The organism is Agarivorans sp. QJM3NY_30 (assembly GCF_050870855.2).
In the GTDB taxonomy this organism is placed as follows: Bacteria; Pseudomonadota; Gammaproteobacteria; order Enterobacterales; family Celerinatantimonadaceae; genus Agarivorans.
This window is the reverse complement of sequence record NZ_CP194038.2, coordinates 2,079,300-2,100,488: the sequence shown is the minus strand read 5'-3', so window position 1 is coordinate 2,100,488 and position 21,189 is coordinate 2,079,300. Positions and strand designations below refer to the sequence as shown.

At 44.4% G+C, this 21,189-nt stretch carries 17 protein-coding genes; 6 read left to right on the top strand and 11 right to left on the bottom strand.

Going from position 1 to position 21,189, the window contains the following annotated elements:
• Positions 1–26: 26 nt before the first annotated feature.
• Positions 27–2,210 (bottom strand): DNA internalization-related competence protein ComEC/Rec2, encoded by a 2,184-nt coding sequence (locus ACRRSX_RS09665; RefSeq protein WP_432459214.1) that lies wholly within the window; start codon positions 2,208–2,210, stop codon positions 27–29.
• Between the two features lie 68 nt (positions 2,211–2,278).
• Between ACRRSX_RS09665 and ACRRSX_RS09660 the strand changes: the two genes are divergently transcribed.
• A complete protein-coding gene (locus ACRRSX_RS09660; RefSeq protein ID WP_432453414.1) occupies positions 2,279–2,782 on the top strand; it encodes a DUF2062 domain-containing protein in 504 nt (167 codons plus the stop codon).
• Between the two features lie 205 nt (positions 2,783–2,987).
• On the opposite strand, the gene lolE is transcribed toward ACRRSX_RS09660, so the two are convergent.
• From lolE to ACRRSX_RS09645, 3 genes are read right to left on the bottom strand one after another with little or no spacing between them, the layout of a single operon-like run.
• A complete protein-coding gene (gene lolE, locus ACRRSX_RS09655) occupies positions 2,988–4,226 on the bottom strand; it encodes a lipoprotein-releasing ABC transporter permease subunit LolE (protein WP_432453415.1) in 1,239 nt (412 codons plus the stop codon).
• A gap of 2 nt (positions 4,227–4,228) precedes the next feature.
• The gene (gene lolD, locus ACRRSX_RS09650) at positions 4,229–4,927 is read right to left on the bottom strand and encodes a lipoprotein-releasing ABC transporter ATP-binding protein LolD (protein WP_432453416.1); all 699 of its coding nucleotides are present in this window, start codon (positions 4,925–4,927) and stop codon (positions 4,229–4,231) included.
• Entirely contained in the window at positions 4,920–6,146 is a 1,227-nt protein-coding gene (locus ACRRSX_RS09645; RefSeq protein ID WP_432453417.1) for a lipoprotein-releasing ABC transporter permease subunit, read from the bottom strand. The genes lolD and ACRRSX_RS09645 overlap by 8 nt, the downstream gene beginning before the upstream one ends.
• 170 nt (positions 6,147–6,316) lie before the next feature.
• Here ACRRSX_RS09645 and ACRRSX_RS09640 point away from each other — a divergent pair, with 170 nt between their 5' ends.
• Genes ACRRSX_RS09640 through ACRRSX_RS09625 form a run of 4 tightly spaced genes read left to right on the top strand, consistent with a single transcriptional unit; the run spans position 6,317 to position 11,885 of the window.
• A complete protein-coding gene (locus ACRRSX_RS09640) occupies positions 6,317–6,898 on the top strand; it encodes a PilZ domain-containing protein (protein WP_432453418.1) in 582 nt (193 codons plus the stop codon).
• A 7-nt stretch (positions 6,899–6,905) separates the two neighbouring features.
• On the top strand, positions 6,906–10,361 hold the full coding sequence (gene mfd, locus ACRRSX_RS09635; RefSeq protein ID WP_432453419.1) for a transcription-repair coupling factor: 3,456 nt from the start codon (positions 6,906–6,908) through the stop codon (positions 10,359–10,361).
• Positions 10,345–11,493 carry a peptidoglycan binding protein CsiV gene (locus ACRRSX_RS09630; protein ID WP_432453420.1) on the top strand — a complete coding sequence of 383 codons (1,149 nt, stop codon included), beginning with the start codon at positions 10,345–10,347 and terminating at the stop codon, positions 11,491–11,493. The genes mfd and ACRRSX_RS09630 overlap by 17 nt, the downstream gene beginning before the upstream one ends.
• 8 nt (positions 11,494–11,501) lie before the next feature.
• A complete protein-coding gene (locus ACRRSX_RS09625) occupies positions 11,502–11,885 on the top strand; it encodes a DUF2919 family protein (protein ID WP_432453421.1) in 384 nt (127 codons plus the stop codon).
• A 42-nt stretch (positions 11,886–11,927) separates the two neighbouring features.
• Here the strand turns inward: ACRRSX_RS09625 and ACRRSX_RS09620 are convergent, their stop codons facing one another.
• The 6 genes from ACRRSX_RS09620 to ACRRSX_RS09595 form a co-directional block, all read right to left on the bottom strand.
• Positions 11,928–13,223, bottom strand: coding sequence for an NAD(P)/FAD-dependent oxidoreductase (locus ACRRSX_RS09620; protein WP_432453422.1), 1,296 nt, complete (start codon positions 13,221–13,223; stop codon positions 11,928–11,930).
• 183 nt (positions 13,224–13,406) lie between these two features.
• The gene (ycfP, locus tag ACRRSX_RS09615; RefSeq protein WP_432453423.1) at positions 13,407–13,955 is read right to left on the bottom strand and encodes an alpha/beta hydrolase YcfP; all 549 of its coding nucleotides are present in this window, start codon (positions 13,953–13,955) and stop codon (positions 13,407–13,409) included.
• Between the two features lie 44 nt (positions 13,956–13,999).
• Positions 14,000–15,031, bottom strand: a complete 1,032-nt coding sequence (gene nagZ / locus ACRRSX_RS09610) for a beta-N-acetylhexosaminidase (RefSeq protein WP_432453424.1) — start codon at positions 15,029–15,031, stop codon at positions 14,000–14,002.
• 13 nt (positions 15,032–15,044) lie between these two features.
• Positions 15,045–15,635: a penicillin-binding protein activator LpoB gene (gene lpoB, locus ACRRSX_RS09605; protein ID WP_432453425.1), complete on the bottom strand. Its 591-nt coding sequence runs from the start codon at positions 15,633–15,635 to the stop codon at positions 15,045–15,047.
• Positions 15,636–15,649: 14 nt separating this feature from the next.
• A complete protein-coding gene (locus ACRRSX_RS09600; RefSeq protein ID WP_432453426.1) occupies positions 15,650–16,042 on the bottom strand; it encodes a YcfL family protein in 393 nt (130 codons plus the stop codon).
• Positions 16,043–16,056: 14 nt separating this feature from the next.
• On the bottom strand, positions 16,057–17,496 hold the full coding sequence (locus tag ACRRSX_RS09595) for a COG3014 family protein (RefSeq protein WP_432453427.1): 1,440 nt from the start codon (positions 17,494–17,496) through the stop codon (positions 16,057–16,059).
• Between the two features lie 638 nt (positions 17,497–18,134).
• On the opposite strand from ACRRSX_RS09595, the gene ACRRSX_RS09590 reads away from it, so the two are divergent.
• Complete coding sequence (locus ACRRSX_RS09590; RefSeq protein ID WP_432453428.1) at positions 18,135–20,171, top strand: methyl-accepting chemotaxis protein; 2,037 nt, start codon at positions 18,135–18,137, stop codon at positions 20,169–20,171.
• A 46-nt stretch (positions 20,172–20,217) separates the two neighbouring features.
• On the opposite strand, the gene ACRRSX_RS09585 is transcribed toward ACRRSX_RS09590, so the two are convergent.
• The gene (locus ACRRSX_RS09585; RefSeq protein WP_432453429.1) at positions 20,218–21,099 is read right to left on the bottom strand and encodes a 6-carboxytetrahydropterin synthase; all 882 of its coding nucleotides are present in this window, start codon (positions 21,097–21,099) and stop codon (positions 20,218–20,220) included.
• Positions 21,100–21,189: the final 90 nt, after the last annotated feature.

Below are 21,189 nucleotides of genomic sequence, written 5' to 3'. Positions count from 1 at the left end.
CCTTAGTTTAGCGGTTTATAGACAAATCACCAACTGATGATTTTTTGGTACCAAGGGCTGAATAATTTATCTCGCTGCGAGCTAATTTGATATGAACGGTCATCGATTTTAATGTTTATCGCGCCCACCTTGCCGGTTATGAATTGCTGGCTTGCCGCATATCGTTGTGTCACTTGAGGTTTGGGGAAACCAAAACGGTTAAAAGCAGCACTGCTGTGAATGACTATTTCGGGTTTAAATTGCTGAACAAATGCCTCAGAAGAAGAACTATTGCTGCCATGATGAGGGCTAAGCAACATGGTGACGGGCGCCGTAAACTGGCTCAGTAATTCAACTTCAATCACTTGTTCAATGTCTCCAGGAAGTAATAAACTATAATGTCCATCATCGATTCTCAGCACACAAGAACCATTATTACCCTCCCCTCGCTCAGCCAACCAAAACTGAAGTCGCAGTTTTTTCCATTGATGAACCCCCATACAATTCGCCTCAGGCAAACGCGGATCTCTACCATAATAGCGCTTCGCTTCCGGATAATGCTGTTCCAGAACAAATCGCCCACCGGCATGATCGTTATCTCCATGACTAAACACCAACCAAGGAAGTCGATTCACCGATTGGTCAACCAACAAAGGAATGGTGACACTTTGCGCATAACTAAAGCCACTTCGGTAGCGAGGACCACTGTCATAAATCAGCGCTTCATCTTGCTGAATAACCACCACCGATAGGCCTTGTCCAACATCTAATACTATGATTTGCCACGAGTCGTCTGGAGCAAGAGATGACGGCCAAACAGGTACGAACATGAGCAAGCTTAGCCAAGCCAGATGGACTTGCCTCCTAAACAAACCAAAGGCCCAAACATAAGCAGCAAACAATAACAGCATAGCAATAGTAAAACGCGGTAAATGAAAGCTAAGTAACTGCCACTGATTTAAAGCCATCAAACTTTGATGGAAGAGACCAAAAACATCATTGAGTAAATCGGCCCACCAGTCAGCCAATGGTAAACCGACGATATATAGAACAAATAATGCCATGACCGCAGGTACCAAAAGCACGCTAAACAGTGGTACCGCAATAAGATTGACCAACAGCGCACAACTCGGAATCACACCAAACATCAAGACTTGAAGCGGCATCAAGATGATACCAACCATCAACTGAATAAATACCAACATCATTAGTTTGTGACTGGGACCGCACCACAGTGCCAGTAATACCACCACAACGGCGGCAAACGACAACCACAGACTGTTGCCATACATACTAAATGGCCATAGCGTTAAAATAATAAATAAACTGATCAGCACCCCGTGCCAAGCTCGCCGCCGATTGAACAATCCAATACTTATAATAACGCAGCTGTACATCAACAACGCACGTAACATCGGCAGTTGCCAATTGGCTAACCAACAATAAAACCCGCAACACATTAAACTCAGCGTCAAGGACCACAACCGTTCCTGCCGACGCATCAGCAAAAACAACAAATTAGCCATATACCATGACCACAACGCCACGATGCCAAGGTGTAAGCCGGATAATACAAATAGATGACTCAGACCCGATTGGCGATACAACTGCATATGCTGGTGATTCAAGCTGCGCTTATCCCCTACCATCAACGCGAGGATCTCGCCGCCGTATTCAAGGCCTTGTAATTGCTGGTTGAGAAAGCCAAGCCATCGCTCCCGACTAGAGCTTTCCGCCTGCGCAATGCGAAGCGACAATACCGAACCTCGGGCGATAATCGACTGGGAGACCAACCAACGGGCATAATTAAAACCCGCAGGATTTAAACTAGCAAACGCTGGTTTTAAACGCGCCCCAACATCAATGGTCTGCCCAGCAAGCACGATCTGCGATCGGTCACTAAGCTTAGACTGATACAATACCAACTTAGGCCGCCACCACAGCCAACTAGAGCGTCCATCTAACTGATGTATTTCTAAAGTAATTTTTTGACCATAAACGTTATTTTGAACTGCCAACACCTGACCAATTATGCTAGAGTTGTGCGCTTTTTGATGGATGCTCTCAATCCAAGATTGATAATATAGCGCATGGCTAGTTATCCAGCAGATCCCGAATACGAGGCCTGCTAAAAAATATCTTCGCCGCCAAAACAAAGCAAATAGAGCGATGTAGCAACTATATAACGATGGTATGCTAAGTAAATTAGCCCATAATAACGATGATGTCATAGCTAGCAAACTTGCTAGTAAAAATGCATTCATGTGCGATAAAAAGTTTATTGTCAATAACAAACTATATGCCAAAAAAAACCTTACAACGATTTATTCCAAAAACTGAAGATTTAAAATCCAGTAAACATCTCAAGTTTTTTGGTCAGTGGCTTCATAACCCAAACCTATGGCATCTCAATCGTCGCTCTGCGGCTGGCGCATTTGCAGTCGGTTTATTTGTTGCGTTTGTCCCTTTACCATCACAAATGGTGATTGCGGCTGCATTGGCAATCATGTTTCGGGTGAATTTACCTTTATCGGTTGCCTTAGTATGGGTATCCAACCCCTTAACCATCCCACCGATCTTTTATCTTTGCTATTTAGTGGGCGCAAGCATATTGCAGCAACCTATTGAGTACTATCATTTTAAATTTTCATGGCATAGTATCGAGCATTTGATAGCCACTATTGGCCCGGCATTTTTGTTAGGTTGTCTTGTTTGTTCAATCTTCTTTTCAGCACTCGGCTATTTTTCAATTAATGCTGCTTGGCGTTACTCGGTCAGACGACGCTATAAAAAACGTCGATAAACAAACCTTGATGCGGTGAAGGTGAATTGAACTTTGAAGCGCTTGTGTCACTTGTTGGATATGCGAACACTTTGTGTATGAAAAAGAGCTACCTCGGGACCCGAAGAAGTCACAAAAAGTAATTTATACGGTTGCTCACGAAACACAATGAAAAGACTTATAGCATAGGGTCTCCTCACCTCAAATCGTTCACAGTGCTTCAGCCTTAAGCAAGTTCTTGCGCTGGTTTAACTCGAGCCGCCTGCCATGCAGGCCAAATCGTGGCAAAAATACTCAGTAGCAAAGCTGCGCACACCACTGCAATGACATCACGCCATAGTAACTGAGTGGGTAAAAAATCAATAAAGTAGATATCTGCCGACAACAGACTGTGACCCAGTATACTTTCGACAACAGCAGCCAACTTAGGAAGTCCTAAACTGCCTAAGATCCCCAATATTGCCCCCCAACAACAGCCGATCACGCCATTGTATGAACCATAAACAATAAAGCTTCTCACCAAACTTGCATCGGTGGCCCCCATTGTTTTCAAAATGGCGATATCCCCTCTTTTTTCACTCACCGCCAAGATCAGTGTGGAAATGATATTAAAACTTGCCACTGCAACAATCAGCAACATAATTGCATACATGATTGTTCTAACCAACTGAATATCTTGATATAAATAGCCATGCTGGCGAGTCCAACTTTTAATATACACTAGTTGGGGAAACCCTTTGGCGACTAAGCGAACCACGCGGTCTGCATCAAGCGGATCCACTAAGCGCAAACTGATGCCAGATACCCCATCTTGCCATTGCATCAACTTTTGGGCATAAGCTAAGTTAATGAAAGCCAGCTGATTATCTAACTGACCACCAGCATTCATTAAGCCAACCACCTTAACTCTAACTCGCTGGGGCGCGCTCAAATGCTGACGGGTTCCAGCTTTAGGTAATAATAGCGTCACCGGATCACCTACGCTAACCTCGAGTAAACGGGCAATACCGGCACCCAACACAACTTGTGGCAGATCCGACTGTAACGCTTGCCACGCATCGTCTCCAATATACTGATGTAAGTCCGTCACCGTGCGTTCAATAGCGGGATCGATCCCTTTCAAGGCAATCGCTTTCATCTTCCTCCCTTTTTGCGCTAAGGCGCTCAGCGTCACGTAAGGTGCTGCACCTAAAACTTCGGAGTGTCTGGTTGCTTGGGTCAGCAAATCTTGATGATCAACCAGCGGCGGATTAACGGCTTCTAATTCGCCATGACTCACGATGCCCAAAAACCGATCCCGAAGTTCCCGCTCGAAGCCGTTCATCACCGATAAACCGATAATGAGTACTGCGACACCCAGTACAATCCCTAAAGTGGAAGAACGGGAGATAAAGGAAATAAACCCATTACTATGTTTAGCGCGGTGGTAACGCAAACCAATTAAAATCGATAAAGGAAGCCGCATCGTTACTGCGCCTCTTCACTAAAGTTGCCATCTTGCATAAAGGCTTGACGATTAAATTTGGCAGCTAAAGCTAAATCATGAGTCACAACCACGAAGGCGGTGCCCAAATCTTGGTTGAGCTCCAAGATTAATTGGTAAATTGCGTCGGAGCTATGGCTATCCAAATTCCCCGTAGGCTCATCTGCCAACACCAAACGAGGCTGGTTCACCAGAGCTCGTGCAATCGCCGTTCGTTGACGCTCCCCTCCCGATAACTCGGCGGGTCGATGTGCTAATCGATGCCCCAAACCCACTCTGTCTAATAACTTTTGGGCCTTAGCCATCGCAACTTTTTTTGTCTCACCGGCGATCAATAGCGGCATTGCCACATTCTCTAAGGCTGAAAATTCTCCTAATAGGTGATGAAATTGATAAATAAACCCTAGTTTTTGATTACGCAACTTAGCAAGCTGTTTGGAATTCATTTGGTTAAGCGCTTGATTATCAATACTAACTTCGCCCTGATTAGCATCATCCAGGCCGCCCAAAATATGCAACAAAGTACTTTTACCGGAACCGGAACTTCCCACAATAGCCACCGCTTCACCGGGATATACAGTGAAATCGACGCCATGTAATACTTCAGTAAATTGGCTACCATCTTGATAAGTTTTAACAATATTTGTTGCCACTAAAACGGGCTGAGCTGTTTGCTCACTCATAACGAAGTGCCTCTGCGGGTAAAATTTTGCTGGCGCGCCAAGCAGGATAAATGGTTGCTAAAATACTTAATAACATTGCAACCACCGTAATAAAGATGATTTGCTCACTACGTTGCAATACTGGTAAACCTGCACCACCGAGACTCGCGGCGAAATTCAAGCCAATGGCAGACATCACGCCGTTAATATGATGACTTAAAAGCCAGCCTGCGAAAGCACCAACCCCCGCACCAATACAACCGCTCCAGGCACCTTGAACCATAAATACCAAAACGACTTTCTGTTGCGTCAAACCTAGAGTTTGTAAGATCGCAACGTCACTGCGTTTTTCTCCAACCATCATCACCAGACTAGATAAGATATTGAAGGCAGCCACCGCAATAATTAAACAAAACAACATCCCCATCATGTTTTTTTCCATCTTAACCGCAGCAAATAATTCACCATAAAAACGCCGCCAATCTTGATATTGAATACCTTGTTGATCCAAGGCAACACTGAGAGACTCGATCTGGAAAGGGTCATCGAGGAAGAGTCGCTGTTGGCTCACCGCTGCCACAGAACTTCGCAACAGCCGAGCACTATCATCGATATTCACCAGAACAAACTGCTTATCAACTTCTGCTGCAAACTCAAAAATACCGGAGACCACAAAATTACGTTGTGAAGGCATTTCACCAAGTGGCGTGAATAGCACCCGGTCGGTTGCCATCAAACGAATGCTATCGCCTAAACGAACGCCAAGCGCATTTGCGACACCAATCCCGATGACCACCTTGTAAGAACCTGGCTTAAGACTATCCAGCTCGCCGATTAACAAATGTTGTCGCAATAAATCAATGTCGGCCTGTTGCTTAGGATCAATTCCTTGCAACGTTACCGCCGTCAGTTGATGACTGCTTTGCAAAACAACTTCACTTAGCACTAAGGGCGAATGAGGGAACTTAGCTAAAAACGGCGGTAGTTCAACTTGCTGGCTAAACGTAAGATGAGGGACCAAGTTTAAAATACGTTGTTTGAGTTGATTCTCAAAACCGTTCATCACTGAAATGACGGTGATCAATGCCGCCACGCCAAGCGTAATTCCTAGCGTTGAAAACCAACTCACAAATGATGCAAAACGTTGCTGTTTGGCTCCTCGAGAGAAGCGCCATGCTATAAAGCCAATCAAATTCATCGAGGCTAAGGTCATCCGTAGGCGAAAAAACGCGGTCATCATACCGCGCCCATGATCCGTCAACAAGTGACAGCCCAAGCTTAATCCGGTAAAACATAAAGATAATTAGTTTATTTGCATTCCATGACACAACTTGTTGTAATTTCTACCTCAACTAGGCTTTATGCATGGTTTTATGGAATAACTTCGCCGCGTGGCACTTGTAGGAAAATATGCAAGATCAACATTACTTTAGTGTGACTCATCAGCTTAATGTGAATTTAGAGCTCATTGAAGATGATAACTTACCCTCTTCGTACAGCGAGTTTGAGGCCCTAATTCCAGAGCCATTCATCCTCGCTAATAGTAGCCACCACCATGGTTTGCTTGGTTTACGTGCGCTAAAACAACTCGGCGAAGCTGGCGAACAACTACTCGCTTATCTACAAGCTCAAGAACAGAAACTGAATCGGGTTTTAAGCTATGTCTTAGTCCAGCAAGATAGTAGTGAACATCGCACCACTAGCCATCAGTTTGGAGGCTCAGAAATCCACTGTTTTTGGGATAGTCCCTTAAAGGCCGGACAAATGGTGAGATTAAAAATATTCTTACCTGAAGAATCCAGCGCGGTATTTTGTTATGGTCAAGTTCAAGGTTCACAATCGGTGGCCCACAGCCAGCAACAATTACTGCATATCAATTACCACTGGATCCGTGATGAAGATATTGAAACCTTGGTCCGTGCCAGTCTTCATGTGCAAAGCCAACAATTAAAAGCGCGAGCCGACGCTCGCCTATTAGCCGAAAAAAAATGAGTCAGTCGTGTTATTAAATCTACCTTGCCCTGAGCATGCGGGCGACAATAAACAAGTCACTAATTTACCGGGCAGTGCGTTGGCCTTGGTGGTCCATCAATATGTAACCACCTTAGATGCGCCCTTAGTTATTTTAACGGAAGATACCCGCAGCGCGCTGCAAATAGAACGAGAAGTGAATGGCTTACAACCGCAACGCGCAGTGCACTTACTTCCAGATTGGGAAACGCTTCCTTACGATACCTTCTCACCACACCAAGATATCATTTCCCAGCGGATCCTCAGTCTTAATCAGCTTAGTCAGGACAAAAACAGTGTCGTCATCGCACCGATTGCAACCTGGTTACAGCGCTGTGCTCCGGCCGAATTTTTAGCCAAACATAGTTTGCAACTTAAGGTTGGCCAGCAGCTCAACATCACGGCTTTTAAAGAACGCTTGGTTAGCGCGGGTTATCAACATGTCGACCAAGTCATGGAACATGGCGAATTTGCGCTACGCGGAAGCTTACTCGATCTTTACCCCATGGGCAGTCGCCAACCATTTCGTTTAGACTTTTTCGATGATGAGCTAGACACCATTCGTCAGTTTGATCCCGACACCCAGCGCAGTGAGCAAACGCAGCAACAAATTACCTTGCTGCCAGCCCATGAGTTCCCCACCGATCAAGCCGGCATCGAAACCTTTCGCCAACAATGGCGTGATCGATTCGAGCCAAGCCGAGAGGCGGAATCAATCTACCAGCAGGTATCAAAAGGGATCATGCCAGCGGGTATCGAATACTACCTGCCGCTATTTCACTCACATACAGAAAGCCTGAGTGACCAACTATCGGCCAATACCATCATCTTAAAAATTGGCGACTTAGAACATGCTGGAAAACAGTTTTGGCAAAATCTCGAAGAACGCTATCAAAACCGTCGCCATGACCGCTCTCGGCCCATTTTGCCGCCAGATGAACTCTATTTAAATGTTGATCAGTGTTTTAAGGAATTAAAAAGTTTTGCTGGCATTAAGCTGCGTAGCGGACCGGCCAAAAATGCCCAAGGACGGCTCAATTTAGCCGCTCATGCATTACCAGACCTCAGCGTCAATCATCGACTCAATTTACCATTACAGGCCCTAAGCCATTACCTAGAGCATCACCCGCATCCTAAAACCTGCTTTATTGCCGAAACCGAGGGACGCAGAGAAGCACTCAAGAATTTACTTCGCCCCCTCAAGTTAAAGCTTAAAAATCATCAAAGCATTTTTAACTTTGTTGCGAGTAACGATAGTCTGGCGATTGTGGTCGCGCCTATCGAAAAAGGCTTTGAACTAAACACACCAACTTTGCAGTTGATTACTGAAACCGACTTACTCGGTGACAAAGTTCGCGCTAAACAGCGCAAGGCCTCAAGTAAAACGCTCAATCCCGATGTTCTGATCCGCAATTTAGCAGAACTATCAATTGGTCAACCAGTGGTGCACCTAGAACACGGCGTGGGCCGTTATCTGGGCTTAACCAGCTTTGAAAACGGCGGCATAAAAACTGAATTTTTAAGCCTTGAATATGCCAATCAGGCAAAATTATATGTACCTGTAAATGCACTCCATTTAATTAGCCGTTACTCTGGAGCCAACGACGAAACGGCGCCACTGCACAAGCTAGGCAATGAACAATGGCAAAAAGCCAAGCAAAAAGCGGCCGAGAAAATCCGTGATGTCGCCGCAGAGCTGCTAGAAGTATATGCCAAACGCGCCGCTAAACCTGGGTATGGATATCAACTTGACGAAGCGGCCTATCAACAATTTAGCGCCGATTTCCCCTTTGAAGAAACCGACGACCAACAGCAAGCTATTACTGCGATGTTACAAGACATGCAGACGCCAAACGCAATGGACCGGCTGGTTTGTGGCGATGTTGGTTTTGGTAAGACAGAGGTGGCGATGCGTGCCGCATTTGTCGCCGTGAACAGCGGAAAACAGGTGGCCGTGCTCGTCCCGACCACCCTGCTTGCCCAGCAACACTTTGACAACTTTAGTGACCGCTTTGCCAATTGGCCGATTGAAGTCGCTTCTTTATCACGCTTCAACACCACCAAAGAACAAAATCAAGTACTCACAAAACTGGCTGATGGTCGTGTCGATATCGTAATCGGAACCCATAAGTTATTAAGCAAGGATGTGAAATTTTCTGATTTAGGGCTGCTGGTTATTGATGAAGAACACCGCTTTGGAGTGCGTCAAAAAGAGCAAATAAAAGCGATGCGGGCGAATGTTGATATTCTCACACTCACCGCAACACCAATACCTAGAACCCTGAATATGGCAATGAGTGGCATGCGTGATCTATCGATCATTGCGACCCCTCCGGCAAAACGCTTAGCGGTAAAAACCTTTGTGCGCCAATATGATAATGCACTAATTAAGGAAGCGATTAGTCGCGAAATAATGCGCGGGGGGCAGGTTTACTTTCTACACAATAAGGTTGAAACCATTGAGCGAGTCGCCCAAGAACTCTCTGAATCGCTGCCACAGGCACGTATTACTGTGGCCCACGGACAAATGCGCGAACGTGAGCTAGAGCGCATTATGGGAGACTTTCACCATCAACGTTTTAACGTTCTGGTTTGTACTACCATTATCGAGACTGGGATTGATATCGCCAGTGCTAATACCATTATTATCAATCGTGCTGATAATTTTGGCTTGGCTCAGTTACACCAATTACGCGGTCGAGTTGGCCGTTCTCATCACCAAGCCTATGCCTATTTACTCACTCCACCACCAAAACTATTGAGTAAAGACGCACGTAAACGTTTAGAGGCGATCGCTCAACTAGAGGACTTAGGCGCAGGCTTTACCTTAGCTACCCACGACCTGGAAATTCGCGGAGCTGGTGAACTCTTAGGAGATGACCAAAGTGGACAAATAGAAGCCGTTGGCTTTACCCTATATATGGAAATGTTAGACCGAGCGGTAACAGCCCTCAAAAATGGTCAAGATCTCAATTGGGATCTCAGTCAAAGCGAACAATGTGAGATTGAATTACGCTTACCAGCACTACTGCCTGACGATTATATTTTTGATGTCACAACTCGACTCACTATGTACAAACGCATTGCTAATTGCGGGAATTCTGCAGAAATGCGCGAATTACAAGTCGAGCTGATTGACCGTTTTGGCTTATTACCGGAACCTGCTCAAAACTTGTTCAACGTGCAAAGGCTTAAAATTGAAGCCGACCACCTCGGTATTAAGCGCTTAGAGGCCGGACCGAAAGGCGGCGTTATCGAGTTTGCCGAATCAACAAAAGTTAATGCCGCTTTTCTGGTAAGCCTGCTACAATCTCAGCCAGCTATTTATCGAATGGAAGGCGCCAACAAGCTAAAATTTGCGGTTCCAAGCGACGGTCCCGAACAGCGCCTCACCCTCATAGAATCTATATTGGAGCAATTTAACGCCAATGCGAGCAACTCTTAAACAGGCTATACAGCTTCTTGGCTTGGCCGCAATCGTTACGACCAGCGCGCCTAGCATGGCAGATGGACCGCGTTGGTTTGACATTGAAGTCATCGTTTTTAAACGTAATGTTAGTGTCGAAAGCAGTCAAGAATATTGGCCGCAACCACAAACGTTCAGCGTAAATACCAGTGAACCGTTGCTCGCACCGTTGTTTGCTTGTAACACCGAGCCCTGCATTCGGCCTCGATTTGAACAGTTACCTGTAACCATTGACGGACGCGGTTGGCCTATCACTGGTGCGACCCATCGACAGATGCTGAATGCCGACCAACTAGAGTTAGGTGAACAATTTGCCAAATTAAATCAGCACGCAGCCTTTACACCGCTCATACATCTAGCTTGGCGGGAAGTCGTTGCACCCCGTCATCGAGCCAAATTTTATCAGTTGCAAGCAGGCCAAGACTTTTCGCAACGCTTTCAAGCCGATGGCCACCTGATTAACTTTGCAGCTCATAATGACGCAATCGTTAACGCCAAGAGCGATGAGCAGAATAAGCTTGGTGAAACCAGCTTGTTTGAGCAAGCAACGCCGCTAAATGGTGAAACTAGCAGCGACGCCGTTGCTCAGGTACCGGCCGAAATTTGGGAGCTAAACGGTGGGATTAGAATTTACTTGCAACACTACTTGTATATCGAGAGTCAACTGATCCTAAAACGTCCTGTTGAAGTTGAAAGAGAGGTTCTTCCCTCTGATCGCCAAACACAGCTCACCCCCCCCAATCCCCTGCCAAATAATGAACCGCAGCAAGTGGTGATATTAAGTGGAGAACAAAAGGGAGTTGAAGATGGCAGTTTAATTGCGAATTATCAAACAGAAGAGGAGCTACATAGCTTTAAGTTTGATCAAAAACGTCGTGTCCGTTCCGGAGAAATACATTATTTCGACCATCCACTAATGGGCATGCTGATCCAAATTCGTCGTAGTCCAGAAAATCAAAGTGCACTTTCACCAACATCCATAGCGGATGGTCAGGACAACGACATGGCAGAGATTATTGCACCAGAACAGAAATCACTCGAGGGCAACTCAGCCGAGTCAGCCACTACTGAAGCAGTATTCACGGCTCCCGCGAGCCAAACGGCTTCGTAAGCGCTGCAGTGGTCGTTGCGAACCAACCAAGTGTGCTATTCAGCTGCGCCTTATTAAGTCGCACCTGGCTATTGCTAGCAATCGCGGCTAGCTCTCGTCAAATGGGAGAAAAGCTGCTCAGCTTACTATATCCCGACCATCATTGGTTTTATGTCGGCTTAGCTTTAGGCGCACTTCCGCTATCTCGTCTTCTCTTGCCCAAGCTGTGGCAGACGGTCTCTTTAACGTTTCAGTTATGGGGGGTATTCGTGTTATTGCTGGCCGATATTCTCAGCCAGGCCTATTTAATGAATTTACATCATTGGCGATTTGAAGCGCTGAGTGCGCTCACACTGTGGTTGAGTTTGATGTTCGCTTTTATCGTAGTAAAAGCCGGATTAGAAAGGCAATAACCAGTAGTTATTGCCTTTCTAATAGAATCTTAAAGCCTGTATTTAGTGGAGCTTTAACTTCGGTCTTAATACCTGATTAATTCGCCCAACGAGCATCATTAATCCTGTTTTAAAATAACCATGTAAAGCAATTTGGTGCATCCGGTATAAAGAGATATAGACCATTCTAGCAATCCGCCCTTCAATCATCATAGAGCCTTGCATCAAGTTACCCATCAGTGACCCAACGGTAGAATAACGACTTAAAGACACCAACGAACCATGATCTTTGTACTCAAATTCAAGTAACGGTTTTTCTTCAAGCTGACGTAGGATGTTTTTGTAAACTAAGGAAGCCATCTGATGTGCAGATTGAGCCCTCGGAGGAACAAAGCCTTTCTCACCCAAGGCACAACTGGCACAATCACCTATCGCATAAACATTACTGTCACGTGAACTTTGTAGCGTAGGCCTAACCACTAACTGATTAATCCGGTTGGTTTCTAGCCCACCGATTTCTTTCATAAATTCAGGGCACTTAATGCCAGCCGCCCACACCATCAAATCGGCTTTAATTAACTCGCCATCTTTTGTCGTTAACCCTTCCGCAGTGGCTTCGGTAATCATGGTGCTGGTGCGAACATCAACGCCCATTTTTTGCAATTCTGAATGCGCTGACGAAGAAATTCTAACCGGTAATGCTGGCAAAATTTTATCACCCGCTTCAACCAGCGTAACCGCCAAACTTGAACTGCTAAGATTTGGTACGCCATAAGCCCGCAGTTGATCAAGCGCGTTGTATAACTCCGCCGATAACTCAACACCTGTGGCACCAGCCCCAACAATGGAAATTCTGACCTTTTCTCCCTGTTGTGATTCATCGCCTTGAGAATACTGCAAGAATCGATTTAACATTCGAGAGTGGAATAAATTGGCGCGACTCGGATTATCTAAGAAAATGCAATGCTCTTTGACACCCTTCGTATTAAAGTCATTGGACACGGAACCGATTGCCATCACTAAATAGTCATAGTCGATCTGCCGAGCTGGTAATACTTCCTGCTCCTCTTCGACCATGGCTTTTAGCGTCACCAACTGCTCTTCGCGATCAATATCAGCAACTTCACCTAATTGAAACTCAAAACCGTGATTGGCCGCATGAGAACGATAGCTTAAGGCATCGATTCCGGCATCTAGCGACCCCGTCGCGACTTCATGTAGTAATGGTTTCCACAAATGCGTTCTATTTTTATCAATGAGAACTATCTTGGCTTTACCTCGTTTGCCAAGTTTGTGACCCAAACTCGTCGCGAGTTCTAAGCCACCTGCGCCACCACCTACAACAACAATTTTAGTCATTCTTGCTTATTTCCTTCTCACAACTTGAAGTGTTTAGCGCTTTTTAAAAGGCTTTATCATTATGTACTACGCCTTTGAATAATCGCTCTGCTGCGTCATATTATACGTAATGAGAGTAGGATCACAAAAAAAAGGCTTATAAAAACGAGGGGGAAATGCCTCTATTCGCTGATCTCAATCATTTCATAGACGAGGTAGACTCCGCAATGACTTAATTAATTGTAAATGACGACTAATATCTTGAAATTTATGTGCTTGCTGGCTATCCCAAATAATCGGATAATAATCTTGTAACTCTTCAGCTGAAAGTTGGCTATCTAACACACCATCATTTTCAGACAACACAACCGTACAATTACCACGATTTTTGTCTCTAAACTCTGCAACACATTTAGTCGCAATATCTAAATACTCCTCGGGCCGCTCTATTTTGCCCTGCATGTTCCGCTCTGGGTGCAAATTCGGGTTAAACAAAACGGAGGGAATTCCACATAGATAACCAATCCGCTCACTCCAATACCCGCCTAAACCAACACCACAAATCACCACTTCCTCTTCAGCACTCAACATTAACTGTTTGTGGACTTCTTTGAGTAAGTGACTCATATCGTGTCGAGGATGAATGGTACTGTAACTGATTTGACGCACATCGCTATCGACAAACTGAAGCTGTAGTACTTTTTCATGGTTACCCGGACTTGTAGAATCAAAGCCGTGTAAATAAATAATCATGATGCGATTCCTTGTTTATATTCCCGCATGAATACTAAGTGTATTTAGTTCTCACTCAGTTCACTACTAATTTGCTGAATTTCTAGGGCGCGCGCAGCGATTTGTCGATATTGAGTCAATGCTGTGAGCTCCGACCAAGTCATAGGATAAGCTTTTGCTCGCAAGGCATCGGGGCGTGCAACCTGAGTATGTGGTAAGCCATCTAATAAGCGAATACTGGCATCTCGATCGTTGCAGGCCAAAAGGTAATCACAGCCTGCGGTCAAGGCTTGCTCGGCTCGTTGCACATGATCACCAGCAAGGGCTGCGCCCTGCATCGACAAATCATCACTAAATATAACCCCCTTGAAACCTAAATCTTTACGCAATACTTGTTGTAACCACCGCTTAGAAAATCCTGCGGGTTTATCGTCAACATCACTATAAATTACGTGTGCGGGCATCACTGCGTCCAATTTATTTTGACTAATTAAACGCCTAAATACACTTAAATCATAACGTTTAATCTCATCAAATGAGCGCGAGTCAGTGGCTTCAAAGTGATGAGTGTCTGCTTTAACATTCCCATGTCCGGGAAAGTGCTTGCCAGTTGCCTTCATCCCTGCGTGATGCATTCCAGAGATAAAACCACCCGCATCACTAACGATCTGTTCAGGGTTAGAACTAAAAGCACGAGTACCAATCACATCACTACAACCGTTGATATCCAGCACCGGAGCGAAACTAATATCAATATCGCAAGCTCTGAGCTCAACGGCCATTAACCAACCCAACTGTTCAGCCAGATCGACACTAGCCATCCTCAGTTGCCTTGCCCCTGCATCAATATCCCCCATCGCAGGTATGCAAGAAAACTGATGCCGAAAACGTTGTACACGTCCTCCTTCTTGATCCACAGCAATCAATAAATACTGTTTACTCGCAGCTCTTATTGAGCGAACCAGTTCAATTAACTGGGCACGCTCCTGATAATTACGACTAAATAAAATGACACCTCCCACAAGGGGATGCTGTAACATATCTCGCTCTTCAGCACTCAGCTCGGCGCCCAATAAATCTAAAAACAGCGGTCCCATCGGCTCGATACTCCTACCAGCCAAAGGTAGATTTAGTTTCAGCCTTACGGATCTCGGTTTCATCGGCCCATTCTACTAAACCAGTTTTAAGATCAAGTAAACGCATCGTCATCTTATAATAAACATCTTTGGTCTTTTTGTTGGTTTTAACAATACTCGCTAAGTTGCCATACAGCATATACTCTGCCCCGACTTGTTGACCGAACGCAATTGCTTTAGCGGGATCAACTAAACCACCGTCATTTTGAAAGTTCAACTGTTCACGCACTTGGTTCACCGTGGTCATATCTACAAATCGAAACTTACCTGACTGTAACAAGCGGGTACTGATAGTATCGCTAACAGATTCAGTATCGATATGCTCACTCGTTTTATTTTTTATTTTATCAACAAATACGATTGGCCGTTTGTTACGAGTTAATTCCGTTAATAAGGGCGACGCAACCATTGAGTCTGTCATTTGACCTGCAATTGTCTGTAAATCCGTAGAGCCAAAGGCCACATCCACCGTTTCTACGGCTTGCGGATCACCATAACTTACCTGGCTAGAACAACCACTTAGCATAAGGGCTGCCATCGAAACGGCTAAAACATATGTTTTCATAACTTATCTCTCTGTTATTGAACTTCTCTAACATAAACTTTGAAATGGTGGGCATTAGCAACTAACGCGACCGACTGAATCTGAACCTGTTCACGACCATGTAGAGTGAGCGGTGTCCATGCGGATCTCGCATCATTGATTTGAATATTATCGCTATCATACCAGTTGAATCGATATTGCAAACTCAAGTCGCCTTTAAATAAAGATTGAAGCGTTGCGATACCCAGTAGTCGATCGGCACTTTGAGTACTCCTCGCCTCTGTGATGGTTAACTTTCGTCCTAAATTTAAGTTATCAACAATCAGCCATTGTTTCCCCTCTGGCTTTTGTGAATTGGCTATCATACCAGATGTATCGGCAGTACAAGCCACCAGCAATAACGACAGCATTATCAGTATATATTTCATAACCAACTCCTCTTTTATAAGTTAAATAACTGAACTGTAGAACCAAGATCGTTGGTCAACACCAAGGTCACTCGACCTGGCCTTATGTTAACCGAAACTTCTGATTCACCCAGACCAGACATCGTCAATTTATGTTTTCCCACAGCAAACGGTTTAATCGCTATTTGCGCCAATGCTGGTAAGCTTTGCCAACTTCGAGTATCCGCTCGCTCAGACACTATATTGTATACATTTGCGAAAACATTCGCCCAATTCTCCCCTTTCTTTGCGTCGCCTTGGTTCACTTCTCGACGCAGCTGGTCTTTAGCCAGCACTCGTAAAATTTGCCGCACCAATACTGCAGGTAAATCTTGTTGTAGTTGCTTGGCAGCTAAAGCATCGATTTGAACTAATTGTTGCGTTGCAAAATCGTGTCCTTCCAAAGACAAAGCTAACGGGATCGCCAGTTGAGGTTTGGTAGAAATAACCGGAAGTGCCAAGGTATAAGTTTGCCAACGCTGCTGGTGATAGAGAGGTAAAGTAAAGCGTACTTCTTGCCTTGCAGCCACTATAGATTGTTCATGTAAAACAACGAGTAAGCCTTGATCTTCAGTCAGCGGCTGAGCTTTCAATGGGGTATATTGCTGATAATCACTCATCGCCAGTTTTTGCCCCAATCGAGCAACTTCAGCCTGCAAATAATGATTATTAGGCGCTAAAGCTAAGGCTTTACGATAATCAATATAGGCATCATTATCTTGACCCGCCGCCAAATACAAAACTGCAGACAAAGCATAACTAAGGCCGTTCTGATAAGCATTTGGAAGCGTTGTATCGGGACTGGGATATTGCTTCAACAGTTCATCGTATTGCTGTTGATAGTCTTGCAATTGCGTCTCTAAGCTCACTGGCTGTTCTTCCATCGCCAACTGCTGTAGTTGTCCTGCGCGGCGAATTTCAACCAATGCGGACTCCAAACCACCGCTATGCAAGTAATTAATCGCTTGATAATGGTGCAACATGACTTGTTCATACACTGGAATATGGTAGCGAATAAAATTGTCGTTGGTCGCTAAGGTAGAAAGCTGTTGTAAGCCTGTGGAAAGGCGATATTCGGCTTGACTCGATAACCATTTTAACTGTTGATCGACGCGACTAAAGTGTTGCTGACTCGCCTCAAAGTCTCCCGCTAAAAACAACATTCGACCAAGTTCCAACTGCTTTAAATAATAGCTATTATCCGTTACCTTTCCCTCTGCCAGTAACTCGGCCGCGTGTTCAAATTGTCCTGCGGTCAATTGATAACGACTCGCTCTTAACTGTTCAGAATAAGTGGTAAAAAGATCACTGAACACTGCTGTTGAACAACCAGTAACGAGCGCCGCAATAACAAATATTGCAATTTTCGGCCAAGTACACCGCAACTGGCTACGGCGGTCCCCAATGTTGCTATCGACACGCCAAAATTGATGCATTATTTACTATCCCAAATACCCAAATACAAATACTCGCAACATAGAATTAATCATGATGGAACATCAAGTCTATGATTCAATCAATATAAGCATTCTCGAGAATAAACCCTAAACTGTTCGTCTTTCGCTATGCATTTATGTTCCAAAGAACGAAGACAGACAAACTACTGAGAGAAAGCCTCTAGCTGAGCAGTCGCCCATCTATCCTATTGAAACAAAAAGCAATAATGACTAATTAATACAGAGGAACCAGATCACTTGGATTTTAAGTTCGTCGCAATATGTAGTAAAACACACCTACATATAACTCACTTATCAAGCTAGCATAAATTAACAGACGACAAATTGATAAGCAGTCCAAAGCCTATTTATAAACCATTTTTCGGTCCACGCCTAACCTTCGCGCCAATTTACCACCTCTCAACATCTAACCGGTGAATATTCCGACAATTTTTTCGCCTAACGATAGCAAACACTCAATTATCGAAGCTTTCTTTATCGAAGCTGATAAACAAAGGGTTTATCCGAGTAGAGTTGTGATCTGATACCTAGTATATCAGCACGAGTAAAGGCATAATTTTAATAAATAAAAAAACATAATAACTATAAATAGCTAGCAAAAAATTTGTCGAGGAATTATGAATAAAAAGTCAGCTCGCTTAGGCGTATCGCTCCAGTTTTATAAACACATATCTATTGTTCACCGAGTCAATATAGGTTTCGGTTTTTTAGTACTCATGATGGTGCTAACAAATGTCCTTTCCCTGCAAACGGGGAATCAATTCAAACAACAGTTAAATGTTGTTACCGAAGAAGCAACACCACTGGTACTGCAGAGCAGCGACTTTGCTGTTGATTTACTCACCGCGGATAAGTTTTTTAAAGATGCATTAACATCGACTAAACCTGATGCGATTAAAGTCAGTAGCAAAGCCTTTGAACAGAGCGAACAAGAGTTCGTTTCTTCACTTGCAACCTTACGCAAGATGGCTCAGGGGAATAGCGAATTAGGCTCTCATTTAGATTCCTTAAGCAACCTGGATGAACGTTACTTTCAAGTTGCCAAGCAGGTCATGGCAGATAACATTAAATATCTAGCTGATTTGCAAACAGTAAAACGCAGTACCAATCAGCTATCAGTCATGCTGCCTCAATTGAAGAAAAATTTGTCAGATAAAGTCGTTGAATTAGATGACGATTATATTCGCTGGGCCTCTGAAAGCTTTCTCAATGCGATGGTAGTGATCGAATTGAATACCCTCGATGGACTCAATACCAGCGAATCAGAAAAAATTGCAGTGATTTTGCAACGTAATCAAAAGTTGCTTAAAAACTTCAACTCAGCCAATGCCGATCTTGAGGATGAAATCCCAGACTTACGCAACGACATGGGCCATCAAATCGATCAATTTATTAAAGATACCACTGCAAAGGATGGTGTATTAGCCCAGCACTTAAAAGTCTCACAAGACAAAGAGGCAATTTCACGCCGAACCGACGAAACAGCGTTGCTGATTACCGAAGCCATCGAACAACTCACCAACATTAATCAAATCGCCAATAAATTGGTTGACGAAGCGTCGGCCAATGCGAATACAATGCTAGCGACCAGTCGGCTACGATTATATATCGCAATGGCAATCGTTATCCCTTTAGCCTTCTTGGTTGCCTGGAATGTAGCAAGTGCGATTAAAGTACCCTTGCAACTACTACTTAAAACCTTGAAATCTGCGGCTGCAGGTAATATGACTGAAACCGTCGATTATCAAAGTAGTAACGAATTTGGTCAACTTGCGGATTCAGCGAATAGCATGATGAAACAGATGCGATCAGTACTGCACGATATTAGCGAAGCTGCCGAAAGCTTATCCAATGTATCCCAAGGAAACTCAGTGACGTTGCATACCGCGACCACCGAACTCAACAATCAACGGCAAGAAACTGCGTCGGTCGCAGCCGCAATGACTGAAATGGAACAATCGGTTCGTGAAGTTGCCCAGAGTGCCAATATGACCCTTGAAAAAGTGATGGAAGTAGAGGCTGCGGCCAATTCAGGGCGCTCTGTAATGAGTAACAATATAACCACCACCCATCAGTTATCAGAGCGACTCGACGATAGTAGCGCGGTAATTGGTGAGGTAGATGCAATGAGCAACAATATTGGTTCAATCTTAGATGTGATCCGAGGCATCGCCGATCAAACCAACTTGCTAGCGTTAAATGCAGCTATCGAGGCAGCAAGAGCTGGGGAACAAGGGCGCGGTTTCGCTGTCGTCGCCGATGAGGTTAGAGTTCTGGCCCAAAAAACGACGAATTCAACCACCGAGATTCAAACCATGATTGAGAACTTACAAAAAAGTGCACAACGCGCAGTCACAGTCATGTCTGAATGTTCTTCAGAAATGCAAGCCAGTATTGATCAAACTTCTGATGCAAATGGAGCAATGGAAGAGATCCAAGGGATTATTACTCAAATTTCAGATATGAGTAGTCAGATCGCCGCTGCCGCCGAACAACAACAAGCCACCGGAGCTGAAATTTCTGCGAACCTCAATAGAATTTCAGACATTAGTGACGAAAACTATGAAAGTATTGAAATCGTGGCGAGCACCAGTGAAGAACTAGGTGGATTAGCTCAAGAGCAAGATGCGTTAGTCAAACGATTTACTTTATAACGCCGCTCTATGACACTCAAAGCGCCTATCAACAGGCGCTTTTTATTTACCATGACGAACCATGAACCTCTGAAATAGCGCCTTTCCCAACTCCTTCATAAGCAATTACTTCAATTGAATGTTCTGGCATCGCGGCAGACAAAGTACTTGCAATATAAGCGGCCAAGTTCTCAACAGTTGTCTCGCAGGGAAGAATATCAGTCTCATGTTGGGGTAATACCAACTCAAAAAAACCCTGTGGAGATTGATATGCAAAAGCATAGTGCTTTTGCCAATTTTGAGCCTGATAAAAGCTTATATTGCTTGGCTCAATTTGGTCAGCTTTGCTCGCCAAATATATATTTCGCCACTTCATCGCCCAACTTGTTGCTAAGTCCAAATCTTGCTCACCGTCAACCATAATTTCGAGAGTCGAACGGTGCCCATGAGCGATCCGTTGACAATTACCGTCATGCTTTTTTAAGCCATGAGAATAATGATAATAAGGTCCATCGATCGCTTCATGGCGTAATTTAACTTTTAAATCTTGAATATTCGAAGGTAGCTTTTGTAAAATGATCCGCTGTACATAAGTAGTCAAAGCATCGTTGGTCACTTCTAGAGTGTCAATAAACGCAAACGCTTGAGTAGGACAACGCAGCTGGATGCTTCCACCATTTGGCCGCGCAAAATCAATATGAGTATAACCATTAAGGGTTTCGGTTTTGCATAAAGGTGACCGCTGAGGCACTAACAACTTATGATCGACTTCCTGATCAATGAGTTGCTTGATTAGTTTCTTCACTTGGCCAAAATCTAACAACATATCCATATCATTCAAAGCGCCAGCTAATTCTATGTCTACTAACCAACTTTCTCCCACTAAACCACGGTCTGGGCACAGGTAGGTGGAGTCGATTACGGTCAAATCTTTTACAAACAATTTCATCAGAACTTTCCATATTAACCAAGGTCGCTAATTATAACCGTAAGCTGCGCTAATAGTCCGTTTGTTACACATTTCTCATCAGCACTAAAA